Annotated in this window: 11 protein-coding genes; 5 read left to right on the forward strand and 6 right to left on the reverse strand. The window is 64.1% G+C overall.

Features of this window, described 5'->3' with window-relative positions; translation table 11 throughout:
• Positions 1-352 precede the first annotated feature (352 nt).
• On the reverse strand, positions 353-2,650 hold the full coding sequence (locus VSR68_RS04355; RefSeq protein ID WP_342938614.1) for a hypothetical protein: 2,298 nt from the start codon (positions 2,648-2,650) through the stop codon (positions 353-355).
• 1,068 nt (positions 2,651-3,718) lie between these two features.
• Positions 3,719-3,928, reverse strand: coding sequence for a hypothetical protein (locus tag VSR68_RS04360; protein ID WP_342938615.1), 210 nt, complete (start codon positions 3,926-3,928; stop codon positions 3,719-3,721).
• A gap of 231 nt (positions 3,929-4,159) precedes the next feature.
• Here VSR68_RS04360 and VSR68_RS04365 point away from each other — a divergent pair, with 231 nt between their 5' ends.
• The 3 genes from VSR68_RS04365 (at position 4,160) to VSR68_RS04375 (ending at position 8,153) form a co-directional block, all read left to right on the forward strand.
• Positions 4,160-5,119 carry a substrate-binding domain-containing protein gene (locus VSR68_RS04365; protein WP_342938616.1) on the forward strand — a complete coding sequence of 320 codons (960 nt, stop codon included), beginning with the start codon at positions 4,160-4,162 and terminating at the stop codon, positions 5,117-5,119.
• A gap of 85 nt (positions 5,120-5,204) precedes the next feature.
• Complete coding sequence (locus VSR68_RS04370; protein ID WP_342938617.1) at positions 5,205-6,470, forward strand: leucine-rich repeat domain-containing protein; 1,266 nt, start codon at positions 5,205-5,207, stop codon at positions 6,468-6,470.
• A 303-nt stretch (positions 6,471-6,773) separates the two neighbouring features.
• On the forward strand, positions 6,774-8,153 hold the full coding sequence (locus VSR68_RS04375; RefSeq protein ID WP_342938618.1) for an MFS transporter: 1,380 nt from the start codon (positions 6,774-6,776) through the stop codon (positions 8,151-8,153).
• A 95-nt stretch (positions 8,154-8,248) separates the two neighbouring features.
• Here VSR68_RS04375 and VSR68_RS04380 read toward each other — a convergent pair whose 3' ends face one another.
• Positions 8,249-8,896 (reverse strand): FMN-dependent NADH-azoreductase, encoded by a 648-nt coding sequence (locus VSR68_RS04380; RefSeq protein ID WP_342938619.1) that lies wholly within the window; start codon positions 8,894-8,896, stop codon positions 8,249-8,251.
• Positions 8,897-9,010: 114 nt separating this feature from the next.
• Here VSR68_RS04380 and VSR68_RS04385 point away from each other — a divergent pair, with 114 nt between their 5' ends.
• Together VSR68_RS04385 and VSR68_RS04390 are read left to right on the forward strand one after the other, a co-directional pair.
• Positions 9,011-9,913, forward strand: a complete 903-nt coding sequence (locus tag VSR68_RS04385; protein ID WP_342938620.1) for a LysR substrate-binding domain-containing protein — start codon at positions 9,011-9,013, stop codon at positions 9,911-9,913.
• Between the two features lie 5 nt (positions 9,914-9,918).
• On the forward strand, positions 9,919-10,569 hold the full coding sequence (locus VSR68_RS04390) for a CDP-alcohol phosphatidyltransferase family protein (RefSeq protein WP_428983452.1): 651 nt from the start codon (positions 9,919-9,921) through the stop codon (positions 10,567-10,569).
• 22 nt (positions 10,570-10,591) lie between these two features.
• Here VSR68_RS04390 and VSR68_RS04395 read toward each other — a convergent pair whose 3' ends face one another.
• The 3 genes from VSR68_RS04395 to VSR68_RS04405 form a co-directional block, all read right to left on the reverse strand.
• Positions 10,592-10,897: a DUF4148 domain-containing protein gene (locus VSR68_RS04395; protein WP_342938621.1), complete on the reverse strand. Its 306-nt coding sequence runs from the start codon at positions 10,895-10,897 to the stop codon at positions 10,592-10,594.
• Positions 10,898-11,272: 375 nt separating this feature from the next.
• A complete protein-coding gene (locus VSR68_RS04400; RefSeq protein ID WP_342938622.1) occupies positions 11,273-12,790 on the reverse strand; it encodes a diguanylate cyclase domain-containing protein in 1,518 nt (505 codons plus the stop codon).
• Positions 12,791-13,029: 239 nt separating this feature from the next.
• Complete coding sequence (locus tag VSR68_RS04405; protein WP_342938623.1) at positions 13,030-24,879, reverse strand: LWXIA domain-containing protein; 11,850 nt, start codon at positions 24,877-24,879, stop codon at positions 13,030-13,032.
• Between the last annotated feature and the right edge of the window lie 68 nt (positions 24,880-24,947).

Genomic DNA, 24,947 nt, shown 5'->3' on the forward strand with positions numbered 1-24,947 from the left:
CGGGCGAACGCCTGCACCGGGCAGGCTGGATGCCCAGCAAGCATAGACGTTACCAGTTATGGGCATGCATCGGGAGGCACGCCGCTATTAAATTTGTCGTGAGCTTCCACGCTGACGTCGACGCACGCAACAAAGAATAGATGAATCCACGGTGAAATGTTAAAGGTGGATTACTGGCCTAAAGAGAACCGGTACTTGTTTCCGGTTTTGTTCTAAAGATCCGTATTTTTTTCTTGAGCATGGCGAATCGACTTTTAATCAACAATAAAAAAAGCCCGGCTATTGCCGGGCAAGCAAAACATTCGATTGATCGCCGCCAACCTCGGCGGCGAGTCATCGGTGTCACTTCATATTATTGTCCCGTGTAACCAACAGGAACCGTCGAATTGTTCTTCGCAACGGTCGCGTTGTTCGACACGATGTACTGCGGCACTTCCGTCAGCGTCAGCGACACCTGGCCGTTCGAGTACGGAACGGTCGTGGTATTGCCATAGCCATCGATCTTCGTCACGTTGCCCGACGTACCCGGATTGTCCACCTGCAGCGAGTAGCCCGTCGAATACGTCTGGCTGTACGTGCCATTGCTCGTCGGCCACTGGCTGTTGTTGTGCGCCCATGCGGCCGTCACGACCTTGCCGTCGCCGAGCTGCTGGAACGCATACACGAACGTACCACCCGGCGTGCCCTTGACGCGGCCCAGCGTGTTCGTGCCGTCGAGCACGCGGGTCATCGTTGCGAAGGCCATCGCTTCAGGCTTCGGCGACAGGTTCGATGCACCGAATGCGCCCTGCGCGTTGTTCAGGTCGAAGAACGAACCGTAGCCCACTTCGCCCGGATAGTCGGGGCCGTAGAACAGCGTCGTCATCTGCGCGCCGCCGCCCAGCACGATGATGTGCGAGCGAACACCAACGGCTGCATGTGCGAACAGCTGGTTCTGCGACGGCGTCGTCGGGCCGTAGTTGATGCCCGGGTCATAGCTCGTGCCCGCTTCCGTGAAGAACAGCTTCATGTTCGGCTTGCCGGCCTGCATCACCGAGCGCAACTGGCTCATCTGATTGTCGAGCGCGTTGGCCTGGTTCGCCGGATCGGGGTCCGAGTCCTGCAGCTCAGGCGGATGCGCCGGGTACGTACCCGCGTTCCAGTAGCCGTGCGTCGAAACCGCGTCGATGTAGTTCCACAGTCCGAGCGCGCCGAACTTCTTCAGATAGCCCGTCGTACACGTATCGCAATTGGAGGCGAACGGATTGCCCGTGCCCATCACGACCGCGTTCGGATCGGTCGAGTGGATGCCTTGATAGGCAGCCTTGTACATCGCGACAAAGTTCGCGTCGCTATCGGCCCAGCCGAGGCTCGGCTCCCACGTCACCTGATAGTAGTTGTTCTGCTGCTTCGGATAGTTCGCCGCGCGGATCAGGCTCGTGTCGGTGCCGACCTTCGCCATGAAGTTCTGGAACGCGGTCATATCCTTCGGCGCGTAGTAGCTGTCGGTGTACTGACCCGTCTTCGAATTCCACCCGGGGATACCGTCAAGACGCACGATGCGCATCTGGTCGGGGTTGTTCTTGTAGAACGCATCGAGGTCGTTCACGTTCGGCGTGTACGTGTTCGGACCGTTGGGCTCCATCGCCGACTGCTGACGGTCGTCGATCGTCCACGAGATGCCGAGTGCGTGCAGCGCGGCGATGTTGCCGTTGAAGCCCTGCATGCCGAAGCGGTGCTGATCCTGATGCGCGTAGTTCACGGTGCCGAGCACAGGCGCGAGGTTCGGCAGCACGCCGAACGTCGCAATGCCCGTCGGACGCGTGCCGCTGTGCGGCAGCGTGCCGCCGCTCGCGCGCAGCGTGGCCGTGAGCGCGCCGTAGCCCGACCACGTCGACGTACAGGAAATCGTGTTGGTCTGCACGCCGGCGTTCACGGGGAAGCTGCCCTGCGTCTTGATCGCACCGTTCGAATCGGCAATCGACCACACCACGGTATCCGCGTTCGGCGCGTTCGTCGTGATCGCGAGCTTGAACGGCGTGTTGTTCTGGAATACGCGCAGGCCGTCGCTGGTCGGCGTGTCAGCCGTGATCAGGCCGTTCGCCGTGCCGCCCGCCTGTTGCGTTGCCGTGCCGCATGAAAGCGTCGAGCTGCCGGACGGCGACGGAGCCGGAGCAGGCGTCGGAGCGGGTGCCGGCGTGGGCGTCGGCGTCGGAGTCGGGGTGGGCGTCGGAGTCGGCGCGGGAGCCGGTGCCGGCGTGGGCGTCGGCGACGGCTTCACCGACGGCGCGGGCGACGGTGCCGGCGCAGGTGCGGGAGCCGGAGCAGGCGTAGGAGCCGGTGCCGGCGTCGCCGCGGCAGCGCGCACCCAGCACGCCTTGTCATAGCCGACTGCGGGGTCGGTCTGCGAAACCGCGCCGACATAGCAGCCGACGCCGTTGCTAAAAGTACGCGGAGCCGTCAGCATCGCCGACGGCGCGTCGGGAGGCACGGTCCCGAACACGACTGAGCCCGTTCCGAGGAACGAGCAGTTGGCGTTTTCCTGTCCGCACAGCGTGTATTGCTGGCCTGCGACGGTGATCGTCTTGGTCTGAGCCTGAACGTGTTCCGCACCGAACGATGCCAACACGGTTGCCGACGCAACCCCCACTAGTTTCCAATATCTCATCATTGTCCGTATGTTTCGCTGAATAGCAGTTGTCCCCGAAGGCAAGCAAGATCGATCGGAGTCGTCCCGCCTTGGCGTTTTCGAATAGAAGGAGAAGTGAAACGGAGAACGCACCGCCTGCGTTCATTGCCTGAGCCGCTTGTGCCTGTCTCGGTTGCGCGTTCATGCATTCGCACGAACACCCACCGCACACAAACCCGCAAACTTGCACCCGTTACAACTTTTGTTGCGCACTTCGTTACTGCGAAGTTCATGGAGTCCGTCGTCCGTTCGGTGACAGAAAAGTATCTGGCGTGCCGTTTTTCAGCAAACTTACAAACTTAGGATTACTGATTGACACGCAAAGTACTTCGCGATTTTTTTGGCAACACAATGCCATCGCCGAACCTCATCGGTTCACGACACTTGACACAATCCTGCGATTGAACAGCCAGAATCCATGAGTCGGCTTCGCGCAAGCGCGAACCGGGCAGGAATTGACAACCGGACTTCAAGAACTTCAGGAACCGCCTCTTCGCCGCTGTTCACGGCGAAGTGATGCATGGCTATGCGCCACACCCTCTCCAGCAATTGTTACCCCTGTGGATGGCGGCTTAATGCTTGATCCGGTATTAATTACAGAAGATTTTTTGGGCAGACGAATTATAAACGTTTCATCATTGAAACGTGAACCGTTCAAATGAAGAAAAGGACTAATCTCAATAGCACGGGGAAAAATCGGCCCGCTATTTTCTTGATCGGCGGGAGTCGAGGGCGATCCGCCTACGAAGGCCCGATAAAAGGTATATCTATGATCGTTCTGGATATTTTTTCTCGGCGGGCCTTTTTATAATATTAATATGAATCGCGAATCGGCCCTTTCTAATCGTAATTATTTAATAAATCCGATAGATCACATCGAAATGCGCGGCATTATTTTACTTCAATTATTTACGTAAATAGGCGAATTCGGCATTTAGCGCATTTCATTCGTTTCGTTCTGAAGCGCCGCAATCAATGCAATCAAGACAAATACGGTCGAACTTCCCCATATGTTTCGCAATCCAAACGAAGTGATTCGGCCCGCTGTCACTAACCGCCCCTCCAGTTTCCCTTACCGATCGATCTGAGTATCGAGTGTCCGCGCGCAGTCAGATGCATATGCGCATGACCCGACGCGAGCTTTTCCAGCGAAACCAACTGGCGCTCGCACAACGCGTGCAGATCGTCACGGTCCAGGTCGTCCGGATATCGCGTCGTGCCGATCAGCATGAGCGCTGCGATCTCGTGTGGACTGAGCATGATTGTCTCCATCGGCGTGATGTCTATTCATGGCCTGCACATCGGGTATGAGGCGGGTCATGCTTCAAGAATAGAAGTTCACGGCAGCTTGTCGACGCGCACTTTGTCGCACGCAAAGCTCTTCGTATTCCGCGTAATACCTGCCCCGCAATACCTGCCCTCGAATTGCTGGCATACACTGTCATATTCCCGCCCGCGCACAACGCGTAGCCGCCTCCCGTTCATTCAGTCATGCCTCGCCAACAACGCCGTCGTTTCATTGTCGCGAGCGCGCTCGCCGCCACGGGTATCGTCGTTCCCAAACCATCGAAAGCCGCGAGCCGCAATGGCACGATCGCCCTTGCGCTGAAGTCGATTGCCGACCCGTTCACGTCGTCGATGATCGACGCGGCCCGCGCATTCCAGAAGCACTCCCCTTTTCCGTTCGATCTCGTCGTGCAGGGCACGACGACGGAGACGGACGTCGACGGCCAGATACGCATCGTCGAGAACCTGATCGCGCAACGCGTCAGCGCCATCGTGCTCGCGCCGACGCATTCGAAAGCGTTGATCCCCGCCGTGAACGAGAGCATCAGGCGCGGCATCATCACGCTGACCATCGACAACCCTCTCGATCCGGAGGCATCGAACGTCGACGGTACGCGCATTCCGTTCGTCGGACCGGACAATCTCCGCGGCGCGAAGCTGATCGGCCACTATCTCGCGCAAAGGCTGCATGGCGGCGACCACGTCGGGATTGTCGAAGGCGTGCCGTCGGACCGCAACGCGCAACAACGCACGACGGGATTCACGGACGAGATGAACGCTGCCCATGTCGAAATCGTTGCCGTCGAAGCGGGCGACTGGGAATACGCGAAAGGCAAGCGAGCCGCTGCTGCCATACTCGCGCGCAAGCCCGAGATACGCGCGCTGCTTTGCGGCAACGACAATATGGCGATGGGTGCCGTCGACGCGGTTCGCGACGCGCGCAAGACAGGCAGCGTGTCGATCACCGGCTACAACAACAGCAACGCGATCAAGCCGCTGCTGAAGAACGGCAGCGTGCTGGCGACCGTCGACCAGTTCGCCGCCAAGCAGGCCGTGTATGGCATCGACGTCGCGTTACAGGCTTTGCTGCAACGGCGCAGACAGGAGGACCTGTCCGCATACATAGAAACGCCCGTGGCGCTGGTTACGCGCGGCAACGCCTGAATCACGCCGGCGCAATCGCGCACGGCGAAATCATCGCCACGCTCTTCGTGTATAAAGAGAGCAATCCAAAGCAAGCGGAGCCGCCATGCCCGACACGCCAACCCAGGATCCGAAACCGGCTGCCGAAGCCTTCCGCGCGTCGATCCCGCCACGCGCAAAGCCGTGGATCATCGGTGGCGGCATCGCACTCTTGCTCGTGATCGTGTTCCTGATCCTCAGGCCTTCGGGAGAAAAGCGCGATCTGCGCGAGTTGACCGATCTCGGATTCTCGATCGATGCGTGCGTCGACAGCAATGGTTCGGCTGCCATTCCCAGATCCGAATGCCTTGGATTGCGAGCGAGGCCTGCACTGACCACATCACAGCTTGCGACTGCGCTGCCGCATCTGAAGGGACTCGATCGTCGGCTCGAACTGAATCTTGCCGGCACGCAGATCGACAGCATCGATTCGTTGAACGGACTCGATACGCTCGAATCGCTCGATCTCACAGGCACTTCCGTATGGCGCATCGATGCGCTAAAGGGAATGCATTCGCTGAAACGGCTCATGCTTCACCGGACGGAAGTCGAGAACATTGATGCGCTAAAGGAATTAACGGGACTGCAATCGCTCAGTCTTTGGGACACGCGTGTTGCGAATCTCGACGCATTGAAGCCTCTCACCGATCTGCAACTGCTCGATCTGCGGGACACGCAGGTTCGCGATCTCGATCCGCTCGAAGACTTGCCTCATCTGGAAACGCTCAAGCTGGGCGGCGCAAGAAACGTCCGCGACATCGATCCGCTTGGCCAGCTGACCACTTTGAGGACGCTCGATCTCAACGAGACGCAGGTCGAGAGCATCGGTGCGTTGAAGAAGCTGCGCGATCTGCAAGCGCTCTATCTCGCGAACACGCCTGTGCGCAACATCGACGCGTTGAAGGGAACGCCGTCGATGAAAACGCTGGTGCTCGACGGCTCCAGGGTCGAGAACATCGATGCGATGCGCAGCCTGCCCCAGTTGGAAACGCTCGTTCTTGCACGCACTCAAGTCACACGCATCGATGCGCTCAAGGATCTGAAGAAGCTGCAAAGGCTCAACCTTGCGGACACAACGATCGACAACATCGACGCGCTCGGAGGCATGAAAGCGCTTCAATCGCTGAATCTCTTCCGCACGCGGGTTCGCAACATCGATGCGCTGAAGGGCATGACCAGTCTGCGGGAGCTGTATCTCGCGAACACACCCGTCGATGACGTCGACGTGCTAAAAGGCCTGACCGGTTTGCGCGAAGTCGTGCTCTACGGCACAAAGGCAAGAAACGTCGACGAGATCAAATCGGCGCTGCCGAAGACCCGCGTCGTCTGGTGATCATTCCGCCAGCGCTTCGACGTCGCAACGTTCGACGTCGAAGCGCGCGGCGCCCATTCTCCATTACATACTCTTTACACCGCGCGACGGCTGCTTCTCGCGGACGTCCGCGCACGCATGTGCCCCCACTCGCTTTCCCTTGATGCGCCTTGCGCGCAGGCCCAGAGACGCGCATTCGAGAACCGGCGATACAGGGGAAATCCCCAATACGAACATCGTCCTATGACAAAAGGAAATATATCTGGTGACGTTACCTTAGATCACACCAGCGACCCGACGGGCCGCAGCTAAGCGAGGAAGCCAATGCGTTACGCGCAACCCTGGAATGCCACACCCGCCGCTCCGTCCTTCCGGGACGAAGCCGATCAACGTGAACGCGCAAGTGACGCGTCAAATCTGCTGAAGCGTGCCATCGCCGCTGCCGCACTCGGCAATGCAACCGAGTGGTTCGACTACGGCATCTATGCGTATGGCCTCGCCTATATTTCAGCAGCGCTCTTTCCCGGCAACGCCGCAAGCGCGACGCTGTTCGCTCTCGGCACGTTTGCCATTTCGTTTCTGATCCGTCCGCTCGGCGGCCTCTTCTGGGGTCCGCTCGGCGACCGCCTCGGACGCAAGCGCGTGCTCGCGCTGACCGTTCTGTTGATGTCCGGCGCGACGCTGCTCGTCGGCGTGATTCCATCTTATTCGTCGATCGGTTGGCTCGCGCCTGCCGCGCTGATCGTGCTGAGAATGCTGCAAGGCTTCTCCACGGGCGGCGAATATGGCGGCGCCGCGACGTTCATGGCCGAGTACGCCCCCGACGATCGGCGCGGCTTTTGCGGCAGCTTCCTCGAGTTCGCGACGCTGGCCGGCTTCTCGCTCGGCGCGCTGCTGATGCTCGGCTGTTCGCTCGTGCTCGGCGATCAGGCGATGCACTCATGGGGCTGGCGTCTGCCGTTCCTCGTGGCCGCGCCGCTCGGTCTCGTCGGCTGCTATCTGCGCTCGCGCCTCGAAGAAACGCCCGTGTTCCGCGAGCTGGAAGAGCAGGCGCACAAGAAGAACGAGCAATCCGTTCCGCTCAAGACGCTCTTCGTTCAATACGCCAAGCCGCTGTTCCTGCTCGGCGGGCTCGTCGTCGCGCTCAATGTCGTGAACTACGTGCTGCTCGCGTATATGCCGACGTTCATGCACAAGCAGTTGGGTGTCAGCGAGAACATGTCGTTGCTGATTCCGCTGATCGGCATGCTCACGATGATGGCGTTTCTCCCCTTCGCGGGTTCGCTGTCCGACCGCTTCGGACGCAAGACGATGTGGTGGTTCTCGCTCGTCGGCCTGTTCGTCGCGGCCGTGCCGATGTTCACGCTGATGACGCACGGCGTCGCCGGCGCGCTGATCGGCTTCGCGGTGCTCGGCCTGCTGTATGTGCCGCAACTCGCGACCATCTCCGCGATGTTCCCGGCAATGTTCCCGACTCACGTCCGCTATGCAGGCATGGCCATCGCGTACAACCTGTCGACGTCGATCTTCGGCGGCACCGCACCGATCATCAGCGACTGGCTCGTGGACAAGACGGGCAGCGCGCTCGTCCCCGCCTACTATATGATGGGCGCATGTGTGATCGGCGCGATTGCGTTGCTGTTCGTGATCGAGACGAAGGGCTGCTCGCTGCGCGGCCAGACCGTGCCGGGAAACAAGCGCTGATGTCACACGCTTGATGCACGAAGTCGAACGACGGGCGCAGCAGCGCCCGTTTTTCTTTTGCACGCGCGGTTATCCGTGCGGTAATCAGCGGATCGCTATCGACGATGCGCTAATTCACCAGACGCCAATGCCACCGCCTGTTCACGCGCAGCCTGTCTCGCCGCGTGATCCACTTCGGCGCCGAACAGCGTCTTCTCGACGACGATCGATTCAATATCGGTAACGCCGACGAAACGCAGCCACGCTTCAACATACGGCCGCTGAAAATCGAATGACTCGGCGGGCGTGCTCGACTGCTTCGAATAGTCGAGCCCTCGTGCATAGATCACGACCGCCTTCTTGTCTTTCAGCAATCCGCCGAAGCCTCGCTCGTCGAACGAGAACAGAATGCCTCGCTGCGACACAGCGTCGATGAAATGCTTCAGCTTGTACGGGATCGAAAAATTCCACAGCGGCACGGAGAAGAGCAGCGTATCGGCCGCATGCAGACGCTGCGCCAGCTGACGGATATCGGCCCATGCGCGCGCCTGAGCATCGCTGAGCGGCGTGCCGCTCAGGTCCGCATACTTCGCATCGAGCGCATCGCCGTCGAATTCCGGCAATGCCGTCGACCACAGATCGAGCACGTCGATCCGATGATCGGGATGCGCTTCGCGCCAGGCATCGAGATACGCGCGCGCGACGTCGAGCGACGCAGACCGCGACTTGCGCGGCGACGATTCGATATGCAGCAAGGTCGGCATCGGAAGGCTCCAAAGGATTGACCGGCCTTCATCACAACATATTTCGCGGCAAAATATAAACGAAGTATTATTGGCTTATTCAGCTTGGATCGCACTGAATCGGAGATAGCGCCGATGTTCGATACCGTTTTGCTGCGCTCATTCGTGGCCGTCGTTCAGGCAGGCGGCTTCACGCATGCCGCCACGCGACTCAACCTCACGCAATCAGCCGTCAGCGCGCATCTGCGCCGGCTGGAAAAGCAGATCGGCCGCGATCTGCTTTCGCGCACGACGCGCTCCGTCACGCTCACGGCGGACGGCGAATTGCTGTTGGGCTACGCGCGCGCGATCCTCGCGCTCAATCAGGATGCGCAGGCGCAGCTCTTTCGCGGGCCGAGCGAGGGCGCGATCCGTGTCGGGCTCTCCGAAGATCTCGCCAATGTCAGGCTGATGAACGTGATACAGAGCTTTGCCGTGCGCTATCCGCGCATCACGTTCAGCGCGAGAGTCGGCATCCCGGCCGAACTGCTTCACGCGATGGACCAGCGCGAACTCGATGTCGTGATCGGCGGACGCTGTTCGGATGCACGCCGCGGACGCATCCTGTGGCGCGAGCCGCTCGTGTGGGCGGGCGCGCAGTGGGCATCGCTGACACCCGGCGCGCCCGTGCCGCTCGCGCTGTTTCCAGAGCCGTGTCCGTATCGCGAGGCCGCATTGGCAGCGCTCGCTCGCGCGGGACTCGATCATCGGATCGCGCTGGTCTGCTCGAGCGGTTCCGGTCTGCTGGCCGCCGCGCAGGCCGGCTTCGCCGTGACGCCGATTCCGCAGACGCAGCTCGTGCACGGCTTGCACGTGGTTGCGCCGGATGCGGGCTTGCCCGCGCTGCCCGATGTCGAGTTCACGCTGTTCGCGGCGGCCGGCCCTTCCGCGCCTGTCGCCGACGAACTGGGCAACGCGATCGTGCTCGCATTCGCGCACAAAGGCGAAGCGCCATTCGCGCAAGGCACGCGCCTTGCGCCCGACAGCGGACAACCATGAGGAGAATGACGTTGCCACGCCCACCGCTCGACCACACCACGCCCGGCAAGAAGCGATTCTCGATGATTCGCGAGTTTCATCTCGCCGACTGGTTCACGCTCGGCAATGCGATCTGCGGCACAGGTGCGCTGTTTTCGATGATGAGCTACATCGGCAGCGCCGACGTCATGCACATCTATTTCGCGTGTGCACTGGTGTTCGCTGCACTCGTTTTCGATGTGCTCGACGGACGCATTGCGCGCTGGCGTCAAACGTCTTCGCTGCTCGGCAAGGAACTCGATTCGCTTGCCGATGTGATCTCATTCGGCGTCGCGCCCGCCGTGATTGGCTATGGATGCGGCATGCGCGGTCTTTACGACCGCTTTCTGCTCGCGTATTTCGTTGCGTGCGGCGTGTCGCGGCTTGCGCGCTACAACGTGACAGCCGAAGCGATGTCGGCTGGAACGGGCAAGGTCACGCACTTCGAAGGCACGCCTATTCCGACCTCGTTCGCCATCGTTCTGCTGCTCACCGTCGCAGCGACGCAAGAAGCGCTCGGCGCACAACTGTGGCTAGGCGAATGGCGTGTTGCGGGGCATGTGCTGCATCCGTTGACGCTCGTCTTCGGCATCTCGGGATCGCTGATGATCAGCCGGATCCGGATTCCAAAGCCCTAACACCGCGCATCGCAGCGCATCGTCAATGATGCGACAACAACGATGTGCCCGTCGTTGCTTTCGACGGCGCGCCCGATTGCGAGAAGTTCAACGGCATCGTCCCGTACGCTTCCGTCGACTCGCGCGCAACGCCCGTCTGCGCCGCCGCGTAGTCGGGATAATGCACTTTCGATTGATGCAGCGTGCCGTCCTTCTCGGCCTGAACGATTTGCGCCTTGACTTCGCTGCGCGTGACGGGGTCCTGAGTGGTCTGCGCGGACTGCGCATACGACATCGCAGGAATAGTCAGCGCCGCGGCAATCAAAGAAACGGTAAGTGAAGCTTTCATCACGCTCTCCTTTTGAGCTTGCGAATCTGAAACAGGGCAATCAGCCCGGCAACCATCGCTTCGTCATTCAAAGGACGACATTCAAACAACATAAGGCGCCGGAGTCCGTCGTGCTGTTCCAGTTCAGATTAGGGCGCTTAACTTAAAACAGCCTTAGTCGCGCCATCGAATTGCGTTCGATCCACTGCATGTCGAAAGCGGTGAATGACTCGCGTGATTGATTGTCGTCATGCGACGCTGACCAAAGACTGACCAGTCGATGACAATTCCGTCATCTGCCGAATGAACGTTGCTGGCGCAACCGCGCGGGCGCGCTTGTCTTCGCGCGCGGGCGCGCAGGGGAGGGAATTCGGAAAGCCGTGGAGTGAACGGGCGTCAGGCGTTCGAGACCCGATAGGTGCCTCTGCCCGCCTGCTTGGCGTTGTACAGCGCCTGGTCCGCGCGCCGGATCAGGCCGTCGACGGACTCGTCGTTGGCCGCGAGCGCAATGCCGATGCTGGTGCCGATGCTGATCGCTTCGCCCGTCGACAGGTGATACGGCATCGCAATCTCACGGATCACGCGTTGCGCGAGTGCGACGATGGAAGGCAGCGTCGCGTAGTCCGCAATGATCGCGAATTCGTCGCCGCCCAGGCGCGCGACCAGTTCGCCAGGGCGCAGCGTGCGCGTCAGGCGCAATGCCACCGTCTCCAGCACTTCATCTCCCGCACAATGCCCGAGCCGGTCGTTGACCTGCTTGAAGCCGTCGAGATCGAGATACATCATCGCGATGGCAGCTTCTTTGCGCTTCGGCGCACAGGCAAGAATGCGCTCCAGCCGATCGCGCAATTCACGCCGGTTCGGCAAGCCGGTGAGCGAATCGTGCCGCGCCAGATGCAGGATTTGCGCCTCGCTTTCGCGACGTTTCGTGACGTCCTCGATGATGATGACGGCGCTGCCGTCGGGCACCGGGTTGCGGGTCATTTCGAGCTGGCGGCCGTCTCCCAGTTCGAGATCGAGCGGCCGGCCCTCGTCGGAAAGCCATGCGGCGCATCGCTCGACCAGTTGCCTGCGCAGCGTTTCGCCGAACTGCGCGAGCCCCACCTGACCGATGAACTCGGGCAGCGGCACGTTGAGCTTGAGCGTTTCGACGGTCGCGCCGAAAAGCTCCGCCGTCCGCCGGTTCGCGATGATGACCTTGCCGTTGGAATCGATCGTGCACAGGCCGTGCGGCATGTGGGCGAGCGCGGCATCGAAGCGCGCCGCCAGTTCGGCGTGCCGCTGCTCGGCCGTCATCAGCGCGACGAGGCCCTCATAGTGGCGACCGACCACCGACACCATCGCGCCGATGTACGCGACGAGCGGCGGGATCAGAATCCACAGGCCGCTCTTCGCGGCGAAGAGCGCGCCGACGCCGATCGGAACCGCGCCCAGGCCGATCTGCGTGATAGCGAGCCGCGGCAGCGCCGCGTTTCGTGAAGCGATCCCGCCGAGGATGCCAGCCGTCACCATGATGGCCAGCAACGCAAGCTGCCTGTCCGCCGACATCACGCACGCCATTGTGCCCAGACCAAACACGAGGCACGCGACGAGGCCGACGGGCGCATAGCGCGTCGCCCACGCCGCCGGATGCACGACGCCCGAGCGGCTGCGCACCAGATACAGACGCACGATACCGAGGCGCGTGAGCAGCAGGCCGATATCGGCGACGAGCCACGCCACCGTCCACGGCTCGCGCAGACGGACGAACGCGACCAGCGCGACGAACACGCTTGCGATGCCGGAAAGGAACAGCGGCCAGACGTTATCGAACAGCGTCGAAAGCAACGACGCGCGGATCGACGGGCTGATGAAGCACTTTCCATGCGCTGGCGTGGCCAGGAACGGATCGAACAGGGAAGGTCTCTCTGACATGGGTGGGGCCGTGGTCAAGAATGTCGAACTCCGGCTCATGGTAGGCATGCTTCGCTTTCTGCCTTCGCTTTTTGCCTTTGATCTCTGTATTAACGGCACGAATTCGCAATCCTTGATTATTACCCGATTATCGACCGTTGGTTCTTCTCCTTACAAAACGACAGCTCAAGAAAACAAAAGCCCCTTCGCGTGAGCGAAGGGGCGACATCGTTTCGTGTGCAATGAAAATGAAATCCGCGCTATCCGATGATGATCTTCTCGCCCGGTTGAATCAGCGTCGGATGCTTCGCGACCTGCGGGTTCAGTTGCAGGATCTCATTGAACGCGGCGTCATTCTGCTCGCCGCGCGTCATGTGACGTTGGTCGTCGCTTGTCACGTGCGCGGCGTCGAGCAGCGAATTCCGGTTGCGCTCCGCGATGACCCACAGCGAGTCGTTCTCGACCACGAAATACGCTTTCGGCGGCGCCGTGTTTTTCGGCCGGCCCGTGGACGGCTGGGTAGGCGTCGACGGCTGCTGGGTCGGCGTCTGCACGGGCGACTGCGTTTGCGTTGGCGTCGGCGTCGCAGGCTGCGTCGACGTGACGGGTGCCTGCTTCGTGCCCACGGACGGCATACCCGTGACGCCCGGCGTCGGCACGGCGGACACGCCCGGCTGCGGCGCATTGCCGTTGAGATTCGCGCCCCCGTGATTCTGCTTGTCCTGATCGTTGCTGGAACTGCCGCTGAAGAAGCTCTGGATCAGCGTGCTCGTAAAAATGCCGACGGGCACGAGCGCGAGCATCGTCGGGAAGCGGTCCATGCCGGGCGTCGCGTTGGGGAATTGCGTATGCAGGCGGCCCGCGCCGAGTATCGTCGCCGACGTGATCGCGATGCTGCCCAGCCACGGATGTCCGCTGCCCAGTTGTGCAATCCCGCTCGCGAAGCCCGCCGCCGTCGCGACGTAATCGCCTGCCGCCTGCGCGAAGCGCGTCGAGCGGAAGCGCTTCTCCGCGTTCACGTGGTACGCGCTGTTGAAGTACACGATGCCCGTATAAGTCGCCGTCAGCCCCGCGCCGATCGACGTCAGCAGCGGCGCGAGCGCCGGGTGTCCGACGAAGGTCGCGACGTTCGTCGCCATCGTCGCGCCGTAGCTGATGACGGCCGCGCCACGGCCCAACAGGCCGAAGTGATGACGCGGACTGCCGCGATGCAGACCCTTCAGCGACGTGCCGCCCACCACGCCCTGCATCTGCGCGAGCATGTCGGCGGCGATCGCCTTCGTATGCGCATGGGCATCCTCGAAGCTCAGCATGCCCGCGCGCTGCATCGCGCGCAGCTGGCCCGCCTTGACCTTGCCCTCTTTCGCCAGTAGCGCAAGCTGCTCGACGCGCTGCTTGCTGATCTCGTTCGGACCGAGCTGCCTGCGCAAGCCGCGTTCGAGCCGGTCGACGACGGCGTCGAACACGCGCGGATCGCCGTTCTTCAGGCTCTCGACGGCCCCCTGATGCAGCGCCTGGAACACGCGCCCGCCGCGCGTGCCCGCGAGCAGCGACGTCGTCGTCTGGTGCAGCCCTTCGCTGCCGAACGTCTTCAGCAGATGCAGCGCGTTGCCGCCGAGCACCCCCAGCGAAGGCAAGCCCGCGCCGACCAGCGCGCCCGTCTGGATCAGCCCCTTGCGCCCGCCATATCGTCCGTGCACACGCAACGCATGCAGCTCCGCGCTTGCGCGGTCTTGCGGGTCGATCGGCTCGGCCGTCAGTTGCGCCGCCGTCTTGCGGCTTGCGCTGATCGGCTTCGTGCCGTCGTTGCGCAACGCCGGATCGCCGACGACTTCGTCGCGCCAGTATTCGACGGGATCGGTCGCCGCGCCCTGTCCGGCCACCGGCTTCGTCTTCACGGGCGCGAGATTCAGATGCACGCCGACCTCGGCGTCCCAGTCCTTCGCGAAGTCACGCGCGAGGCGCTGCGTCATGCTCGCGCGATCGGCCGCTCGCCAGTCCGGCGACGCGAAATCGATCGTCGCCTTGCGCGCGCGATTCAGCAGCGCCGTCGTATTGCCTTCGCAGAGCTGGCTGCGCAACGCATCGATGTCTTCCGGCGTCATGCCCTCGGCGCGGCCCAGGCGCGCGACCTCCGCGAACAGCAGCTCCTGCTGATCGGCGAGCGTCTGCTCGTTGACGCGCTCGAACACGCGCGTGAGCGCATCGGCGCCATGCAGCCGCGCGAGCCTGTCGGGCGCGCGGCGCGCGTAATCGACGATCATCCGCGCGAGCGACGTCGTCAGATCCTGGTTCGCGATGAAGTCGGCCCCGTGCGTGCCATACGACAGCCCCATGTGTACCCAGTCGAGCGCGCCGCGTTCGAGCACCGCCCTCAGCAGCTTGACCTGGCCCGAGCCCGGCACCGATTCGGGCACGGCATCCCAGCCGTGGAACGTCACCATCACGGTCGGCGCGTTGCTGTCGGGATGATCGATCGCCCACTGTTCGAGTGCGCCGAAGGTGCGCACGTACTCGTGATAGGTGTCGTCGGTGCCCGCCTGGAAGCGCCGGTCGCCCTTCGCGACGAGCGCGCGCGAAGGCGCCGTCTCCAGCCGGATCGCAAAGCCCGCTCTCGACGCCTCGTCGAGCCAGCCATGCAGATGCTGCAACTCGTCCAGCGCGAGCGCCTTGCCGTCCGAATCGGGCGCGGGCTCGATCACGTTGCGTTCGGCGTCATACGTCGCGTGCTGCTGGTCGCCGAGCGCTTTCACATCCTTCAGGAACTCGCGATCGTGACTCTTGCCGAGCGCCGCCGCGAGCGAATGCGGATCGACGACCAGCGACACCATCGGCATCACGCCGCCATAACGCTTCACTTGCGCGGTGAACAGCTTCGGGTCGTCGCGCAGCGAGTACGCACGCGACATCGGTGCAAGACGCCGCTGCACTTCCGGCGCGAGACGCACGAACAACTGGATCATGCGCCGGTTCGCGACTTGCGCGACGCTGAAGCGCCGCCCGAGCCTTGCGCCGAGCATCGGCACGCTGCGAAACGGCATCGTGGTCACTTCGCGCGCGACGTACAGCGCATTGCCAAGCGACGTCCACAGCTTGCTGTCGACCATCACCGTCTGCGCGGCGCCCGTGAGCTTCAGGCGGCGCTCGTCGGGCAGCGAGCGTCGTGCGTTATACGCCTTGACGAGCGCGTGCGTCGCGAACCATTTCTTCGCGTCGGACGAGCCGTGCCGCAGATTCGACTCGGCGACCGTGGTACTCGCAAGGCCTGGCTGATACGGCTGGATGTCGAGCGCATCGGCGGATTGCGCAAAGGCTCTGAACGATTTCCCCGATTTCCACGCGACGCTCACGCGGCGTTGCGGGTTGAAATGGTCGATCTCGTTCTTCGCCTCTTCGATGCCTTGCCGCAAGCGTTGCGACACCGCTTGCAATGAACGCGCCCTTGCACCGCTCGCACTACTCGTGCCGCTCGTGACATTAATCCGGCGCGCCCTCAGCTGCGCCTCGAACTCCGCCTTGCGCGTGCGCGCCGCTTCGAGCTGCGTCACGCCGACGTGCTCGAAGAACCGCTCGGGCTTCAGGTTAGTCACGAGAAAATGAATGTTCGCGCCATAGCGTCCGCGGCCGATCGGCATCTGATCGACGGGCACGCCGCGCGCATCCGGATTGTTCGCCTTGCGCAACTCGTCGAACCACTGCAACGAGTCCCCGCGCCTCGCGATCACGCCGATGGGACGGGTCAGCGCCTTTACGAGCGGACCGTCGGTGTCGTACACATACACGTGGTGATCCGCGTCGAGGGTGTTGCTGTCGAATGCGCGTTGCAGATGCAGCGCGTTCTGTCCGCTGAAATCGGTTGCTTCGAGGGGCTTGTCTTTCTCGGGCAGCAGATTCGGCGCAAGCAGCGCGTCGGCCTGCGCGGAGCCGGTGCGAGCGGCGGCACGGCTCATCGCCTGATTGACGGCTTGCGTCGCGGCCTGCTGACGGCGCAGCAACGCGACGGCCTTGCGCGCCGCGTTGCCGACATGGCGCGGCGCGTTCACGACGAGCTTCGTGCCGCTTTCCATGCCGCGCTGGCCGACGTCGCCGAGCTTCATGCGCGGCGGCTTGTCGGTGTCGATCGTCTTGCCGTCGGCTGCGGCCTTTGCGGCATCCTTGCCCAGAAAGCCGCCCAGACTATCGACGCGCGACGGTTCGAGCGCGGTCACGACGAACCTGACGCCGCGCCGGCCCGCGCGGTTCACGGGAATCCCTTTCGCGCGGCGCCGGAACGCGTCGCTCAGATCATGCGGCGCGATCTCGGTATCGCCGAGCGGCGTCTTCTCGTGATAGCGCCAGGTCGGCGCAAACGACGTCGCCGTGGCGACCAGACCTTGCGCCACTTCCGCATCGGATTTGAGCGTCGCGTAGCCGAGCACCTTGCCCGTTTTCTCTTCGATCGCGTAGATGGTCTGCTGCGTGTCCGCCTGCGCGGCCTCGGCGGCGCGCTTCGGGCGCTTGAAGGCGGTCTTGTGCGCATCGGCGAGCGCGGCGATGTCGTCGATCGCCTGCTGGTCGATCGCGCCGTTGCCGCGTTCGGCTTTCCACGTCTGCCGCGTGTTCGACGCCTGAATCTCCGACGCGCCGCCAAAGCGCGCCAGCGTTTCCGCCGAAACGGGCGACACATAGAAGTCGTAGCGCGCGCGTTCGTTGCGCCCAGCGCTCCCGGAGCGCAACAGCTTCTTGAGCGTGGACGCGCTGAGCTTTTTGCCGGGAAGGGTCGTGGGCGCGCCGAGCTTGCCGTGCGCATCGGTTTTCATCTCGGCGAGGAACTCGGGCTGAACGTGTTCGCCATCGTCCGCCGGCCGCGTGGTCTTTCTCGCGATCAGCACATGCGCGCTGCGCCCCGCTTCGTGCTCGAGTCCGTTGAGTTGCGGAACATGCGTGCCGTCGATGCGCGTCAGTTTGCGCAGGCCGTTCGCATCGAGCCAGGCGCCTGCCTGTTCGGTCAGGCGTTGCGCGGGCGCGGCCGCCGAAGTCGAGCGGGCGGGCGCGGCTGTCGATCCTGAACGCGCGTGAGGCCCCGCGCTGCCTGCCGCCGCAGACGCGGCCGCCGGCGCGGCCGTCGACCCGGCAGGCGCATGAGACGCCGCGCTGCCCGCGGCCGCGCCCGCGCCCGCGCCCGCCGCAGCGCCACTGCCGAGCGCGTTGCCCGCGTTCCGGCTGCGCGCCTGCGCTTCGTACAGCCGCCGATAGTCCGCATGGCCGGGCAACGACGGCTTGACACTGCCGAACGCCTCCGCGAGCCGCTGCATCGATGCGGCGTCGTTCGCGCTCACATGGCCGTATGTCTGCTCGATCGCATCGGGCAGTTTCAGTTGCGCGCCGATGTCGACGCTGCCAGGCGACGCTGCCTTGATCTGATCGCGCACGGTGAACGCGTTCAACTGAGCGCGCGCCTCGGCGGCGAGCGCGCTGTCCACATAAGCATCGACGCTGCCGAGATCGAGGCCCGTCCTGCCCTCTATCACATCCGTCGCGTGGCCCGCTTCGTGCGCGAGCGCGTAGACCATCGCGCCTGCCTGCTGGAACTTGCCGTCGATCACGATGCGCTTGCGCCCCCCATCGACGCGGCTGCCCTCGCCCGCGCGTCCGCGCACCGCCTTCCAGCCCGCCTGCTTCCAGAGCCGCATCTGCTCGCTCAACAGATCCGAATGGCCGACGAGATCGAGCGCCTCCTTCGGAAGCGGCGCGCCGCCGAAGCGCATGCGCACGCGCGTGATCAGCGCCGGCTTCTGCGCGAACGCGTCGGGCTGCATCACTTCTTCGGCTTCGGGATGCGCGAGTTCGATACCGCCGTCGCTCGCGCCGCGTTGCGGCTTCGGTTGCGCGGGGAGCGTCTGCGCCTGATCGTCCTGCTGCTGACGCTCGACCCGCGCGCGCGCAAGCCCGATCAGCTCATCGATTCTCGCGAGGCTTTGCGGCGTAGGCGGCGTTCCGGGCGTGACGGCTTGCGCATCCGCGAGATCGAATGTGCCGTCAGCGCGCACGAGGAATTGCAGATCCTTGATCTCGATGTTGTTCTCGACGAGCCAGTTGCGCGTCGCGCTCAGGCTGTCGATGCTTCGCTGCGAGAAAAGGCTCGTGTCGTACACGGAAAAGTAACCGCCGCGCGGCGCGCTGAGCGCGGCCGTGGTCAGCGCGCGATCCGATGCGCGGTATGTGTCCATCACCAGCGCGGGCAAGCCGTGAATCTGCGTGACGCCGTGAATCTTCGCGAGATGCGGCGCGCCGAGCGTCCTCAGCTGATCTGTGAGCCCAATCATGCGCTCGGGCGAATCACGCGTCGCAGGGTCCGAGGATGGATCGCTGCTGTCCGTCTGCATCACGTGATCGCCGATCTCGCGATACACGACGAGCGTCTTGTCGCCGAGCCGCAGCGCCGTCTTCTCGCCGCCCGCGCCGAGCAACATGCCCAGATGCGCATGCGGATCGATCGGCGAACGCGAGCCGTCGGCGTGCGTCACGTGGAAGGCGCCCGTGCGCGCGTCGAACTCGACGGGACCGTCGAGCCCCGTGTCGATGCGGCGCGGCGCGAGCGTCGCCCACTCGGCGGGCGCTTCGGGGCGCGGCGTCACAACGTAGCTGCCCGTGATGTCGGCGACGGCCTGCGCGCGCTCGAAGCCGTGCGTATTCGGACGCACAATGGGCACGACGATGGCGGGCTGGTCCGCGATCACCCAGTCTTCGAAGAGGCCGTCGTGCAGCGCCAGTTCATGCGGCGACCTCGTGAGCAGCACGTCGACGAGACTATCCGGCAGTTTCACCGCGCCCTTGAGCGGCGCATCGCCGACCGCGCGATTCAGGTTCGCCTGTCGCGTGTCGCGCAACGCGATCAGCTCGCGAAAGTCCGTCGGCAACGGCAGGCCCTCGGGCGGCACGTTGCGCGCATCGCCTGCGTCCTGCATATGCGGCGCGGGCATCGTGCGCGCCGCCTGCCGAACGTTGCGTGTGTCGCCCGTCGCACGCGTTGCGCGCTCGTATGCATTGCCGTAGAACCCGGCATACGTGATGCCGTCGCCACCCGACACGGGCGACGCGCCGAACGCATCGGCAAGACGTGCAACCGTGTGCGCGTAGTCGTTCTGCGGCGTCCATGCATCGGCTTCGCGCTGGATCAACTGGGGCAGGCGCACGTTTCGCGCGATATCGCCGCCGCCCAGCAGATTGATCTCGTAGCGCGCTTCGAACGCGTTGATCTGCGCGCGCGCCTCGGCTTCGAGCGCCTTGCGCGTAAAGCGGCTGCGCGAGCTGTAGTCGAGGCCCGTTTGTCCCTGGATCGATTCGATCGCGTGCTTCGCCTCGTGCGCGAGCGCGTATGTCATGCTGCCCGCGTCGCGCAGCCCGCCGTCGAGCGTGACGCGCCGGCGCTGCGTATCGACGCGGCTGCCGCCGCCCGCGCGCCCGACTTTCACGCGCCAGCCGCTGTCGCTCAGCATGCGCATCTGCTGCGCGAGCGTGCCGGACCGCTGCGCCAGCGCGCTGACTTCGTTCGGCAACGGCGCGCCGCCGAAGCGCATTTGCAGACGCGCGAAGAAACCCGGCTGGGTCGCATCGGCGGGCGCGTCGACTTCCATCGCCGGATGCGCGAACACAAGGCTGTCTTCGTCGACGTCATTCGACCGCGCCTTGCTTTCCCTCGCGTTCGACGCTTCTTTCGTCTCTTCCACATGCGATGGCTGCCGCGCCACATACACGCCCGCTCGCGGCGGCGCTTCTGTTTCGCGCGCGCCGGGCACGGCCTCATCCGCGCCGACGTTCGTATCGATCACATACAGGCCGCTCGCGCGACGCACATAGCCCGCTGCGGCGGCCGGCGTGCTTAGCGTCGTATCGACGGGAGTCGCGCCTTCTGCTTCCGGCTGCGTTGCCGCACGTGCAGTCGCGGCGACGATCGCGGGCTGCTTGAGTCCGTTCGCGAACTGCGGTGTGCGCGTGGCCGGTTTGCCGTCCATCTTGCCGTCGTCGAGCACGACAATCGGCTCGTCCTGCGAAGCGGACTGATTGACGGCCGCTTGCCGCAGCGGCGCAGCGCGCGTTTGATCGGCCGATGCTATGGGATCGTCGGGCTTCTTCGAAGTCGCGACGGGATCGCTTAGCGTGTGACGCACGACATACAGCGTGCGATTGCCAACCTCCACCTGTTCGACCACTGGTGTGGGCGCCCGCAGTTGGCCTGTTGAAATGCCCAAGCCGTTGTTGTCGGCGGACTTGGGCGACACGTCGCTCTCGTTGAGCACCGACGAGACGACGCGCTGCCGGAACGTCGTCGGCGCCTGCGCTTCGTCGGCGTGGCCGCGCGCGAGCGGATCATCGACACGCCGCCACGCCGCCGCGCTCGCCGCACGGCTGCGGCGATCGGAGCGCATCGCGACATCGGCTTCGCTCGCGTCTTGCCGGCTGCGCTCGCGGACCCGGTCGCCCGCGCTCGCCGATGCGCTGCTCGTGTTGCGCGCCGTCGCGGCAACGCTCTGCGCCGTCTGCGCGTCGGCGTTCTCGTTTCGCGGCCGCGCGACGGGTTGCGGCGTGTCCGAATCCGCGCTCGCGTTCTCGCTTGCGCCTGCTTGCGGCGTCGCAGGATGCGCGGTTTCATCGGGCGCGGTCGCGGGATCGTCATTCGACGATTGATCCGGATTGCGGCCCGCGATCTGCGCGACCTTGTTCGCCGCGTCTTCGGGCGATGCGATTTCATCAGGATGACTGAGCGACAGCCGGTCCGACAACGACAACTGACCGTCCTCGTCGACCGTGACGCGCTCGTTCGTCTCGTAGCTCTCCAGCGATGGCCGGCGCACGAGATTGCCCGGATTGCGATCGAGGATCGAGATGCGGCCGTCGCTGTCGAGCACCGCGCCGCTGCCCGTCTGCGCGGCGCGCCCCGTGTTGCCCGCCGCGTTGCCGCGATTGAGCACGCGCACGGGCAATCCTTCGTAGGTGAGCACGCGGTTGCCTGCCATCAGCGTGCCGTCTCGCGCGACCGTCACCCGATGACCGTCGAGCGTCGCCGGCGCGCGGTCGAGCGTCAGCGCGTCGGTGCGCGCGGCGACGCGCGCGACGCCGACCTGCTGGCCGTCGAGCGACATCGTCGTGCCGTCGGTGCCGCGCGCGGCGAACTGCGAGAACTTGCGCACGGCGCCCGTCGACGTCGCCTTCAGCACGTCATGGCCCTTGAGCAGCGCGACGTTCATCACGAGCGACGACACGTCTCGCGAGATGTTGCCCTTGCCGGTGAAGCTGTCGTAGGCGAGCTGGCCACCCGCTTCGATCGCGCCGCCGAATGCCGTCACCTTGGCCGTGACGTTCGTGCCTTTGGTGAGCACGCTCGCCGTCTTGTCGGCGTCGAGGCCGACCGTCGTCACCGCCTTCGAGAACAGCTTCGTGCCGGCCAGTTCCGGCACGGCCTTCGCCGCGCCCGCCGCGCCGAGCGGCACCAAGTTGATGTAATCGGCGCGCGCGCCCGCGTCGAGCGGGCTGATCGTCTGATCGTGATACGCGCGGTTGCCAAGATCGTAGCCCGCGTTGACGGCGGCGCCCGCCGTCGCGCCGATGATCATGTCCGTGCCGACGACATCGAGTGCAACGCCGAGCGGCGCCGCGACGCCCGTCGCGTCGAGTATGCCGCCCGCCACGTCGAGCACGACGCCGCCGATCAGCGTGCCGAGATTCACGTTGCTCGCACCTATCGTGTGCAGCGCGCTTTGCAGGAAGCTGTCGTGATGCGCCTCGCTCTGCTGCACCTGGAGCGTGCCGTGGTCGTAACCCGTCGCGATGTCGATGGTGCCATCCGACGACAGCTGGTTGTTGTGGATATAGTCGTCGATGCTCGAATAGTGCGCGCCCGTATCGTCGATGTAGTGCGTATCGCCGCCGCCTTTCGGCGTGACCTTGAAGAGCGCCGTCTGCGCGATGCCGGCATCCTTTTGCGCGTAGACCATCGGCAGCACGCTCACCTGCGCGTCGTCGCCGCCGTCCTTGTGAATCTCGTCATAGACGGAGTCGATGGTCTTGAGCGCATCGCCGTCGTACTGCTCGCCCTGCGCGGGCGGGTTCTTCATCGGCGTCAAACCGAGCGCCTGTCCGATCAGATTGCGCTGCGCATCGGGGTTCATCTTGCCGAAGTCATACGCGGCGCCCTTGTTGGTGGCGGCGCTCATCTGGTCGAGCATCGAGTGTGACATCTCGCTGCGATGCGACGCGTAGAACTGATCGAGTGCCTTCGCGTAACCGGCCTTGTCGGAATCGGTGACGGGGTTCAGCAGATTGTCGGCGAGGCCCGCCTGGAACTTGTCGAACAGCACCTGCTGATGCGTGCCCTCCGACATCAGCGACAACTGGTTCACGCGATTGTTCGCGGCCGTCGCGGCGGCGCGCGCATCGTCGAGCTGCTTCGAGTACGGGTTGATCTGATACGGCACCTGCACGCCCGTCGATACGTTGGCGGGCGCGGCCGTCTGCTGCTGCACATTGAGGAGCGGCGTCTGCTGCGTGCCGCCGCCATGCGTCTGGTTCCATCCGTCGTATTGGATCTGCGCGAGGTGCAGCGTGTCGTTAGCCTTGCCGAGCGTGTCCTGCGCGAGCGTCAACTGGAACTGCGTCGCGCGATCGGAGACCGAATCCGTCAGCCGCTTGTCCGCGGCCTGCACCGCCGATGCAATCGTCTTCGCGCCCTTGATTTCGAGCGGCATCGGATCGTTCGCGACGCACATCGTCCGATGGTCGTACTGGTTCTGCATCCCGTTCGCGGCGTCGCCGTATTGCGCGGCGAGCGACTGGCCATACGCGGCGACGAAGCTGTCGTGCGAAATGCTCGCCTGCGTTTGCGCCTGATACAGCTTGTTGCCTGCGTCGTTGAGCGTGGGGTCGCCGTCCGGCTCCAGGTTATGCAGATGCGGATTCGCCGCATACGCCGCGCGCGACGCCTGCTGCGCGGCGTTGTAGTCGGTCTGCGCGGAACCGGCCGCGCGCTGGTCGTACAGCATCTGCAGATAGGCGCCGCTCGTCTGCGCATTCGTCTGCGCGTGCGTCAGCAAGGTCTGTTGCGCCGCGACCGTCGTGTTCATCACCGTGGGGCCGAACTTGCCGGACACGGCGTCGTAGGTCTGCTGCACGTCGGCGAGATGCGATGCGTCGCTCGCGGCACTCAGGCATGCGTTCGCGTAGTTCGCATCGTCGGCGGCCTGGCTGAGGTTGGTGTCGGCCGTCTTCGCATCGACGGGCGGCGGCGCGTTGACTTCGAGGCCGAGCGGCGCGAGCTTGTCGTTCAGCTTCGCGAGTCCGCTGTTCATCGCGCCGCTGTAGTCCTTGTCGGATGCGTGCGACTGCAACTGCGCATAGGCCAGATTCGAGTTCGCGATGTCGGCGCTTTCGCGGCCCTGCGCCTGGCTGTATGCCGCCGACGCCTTCTGCCATTTGTCGTAAGCGCCCAGTTGCGCGGGCGTCTTGCAGTCGCTCGCCGACGGCGGGTTCTTCGGATCGAAGCCCGGCATCGCCTTCTGCATCGCGGACGTAGCCGCGTCGTAATTGCTTTTCGCGGGCGCGACTGCGGCCTTGTCCGCGTCCGCCTGCTGCGCGTAGGCGATCATGTAGCCCGCGTCCGTCGTGACTTCGAGCTCGCGCCCCGCCGCCGTGGTCGCCTTGTGCGCGTTGTCGTAATCGGTCTGTGCCTTGTTGATCGACGCGTGGCTGGCCGTCGGGTCGCCTTGCAAGCCGGTGAGGGTCGTGTATTTCTTCTGCTCGTCGGTGGCGGCGTTGTCGTACTTCGTCTGCGCGTCCTGAATCGCGGACTGCGCGGCCTTCGTGGTCGGATCGTCGACGGTGATGTCGGGCGGCGGCGGACGGTATTGCGCGGCGAGCGTCTGGATCAACGTCGTCGCATCGTTGATCTCCCCGTTGGTCGGCTTCGACGGGTCCGTGCTCGCGTTGACCTGTACGGTGATCTGCGGCGCGGCGGGAGGACGTTGGGTATTCGGCGGATTGACCGGCTGCGGCGGTTGCGGCTTGGGCTTCGCAAGCGTTGCGTCGAGGAATTGCATCCAGTTGACGCCCATGCCAACGCCATCGATTTTGAGCATGCAAGTCTCCGTGCGACGGGCCCGCGCACAAACGCGGGAACGAACGAGGCCATGCGCCGCGCGCGGCG

The sequence above is a fragment of the Paraburkholderia phymatum genome, assembly GCF_038900715.1.
GTDB classification, from domain to species: Bacteria; Pseudomonadota; Gammaproteobacteria; order Burkholderiales; family Burkholderiaceae; genus Paraburkholderia; species Paraburkholderia phymatum_A.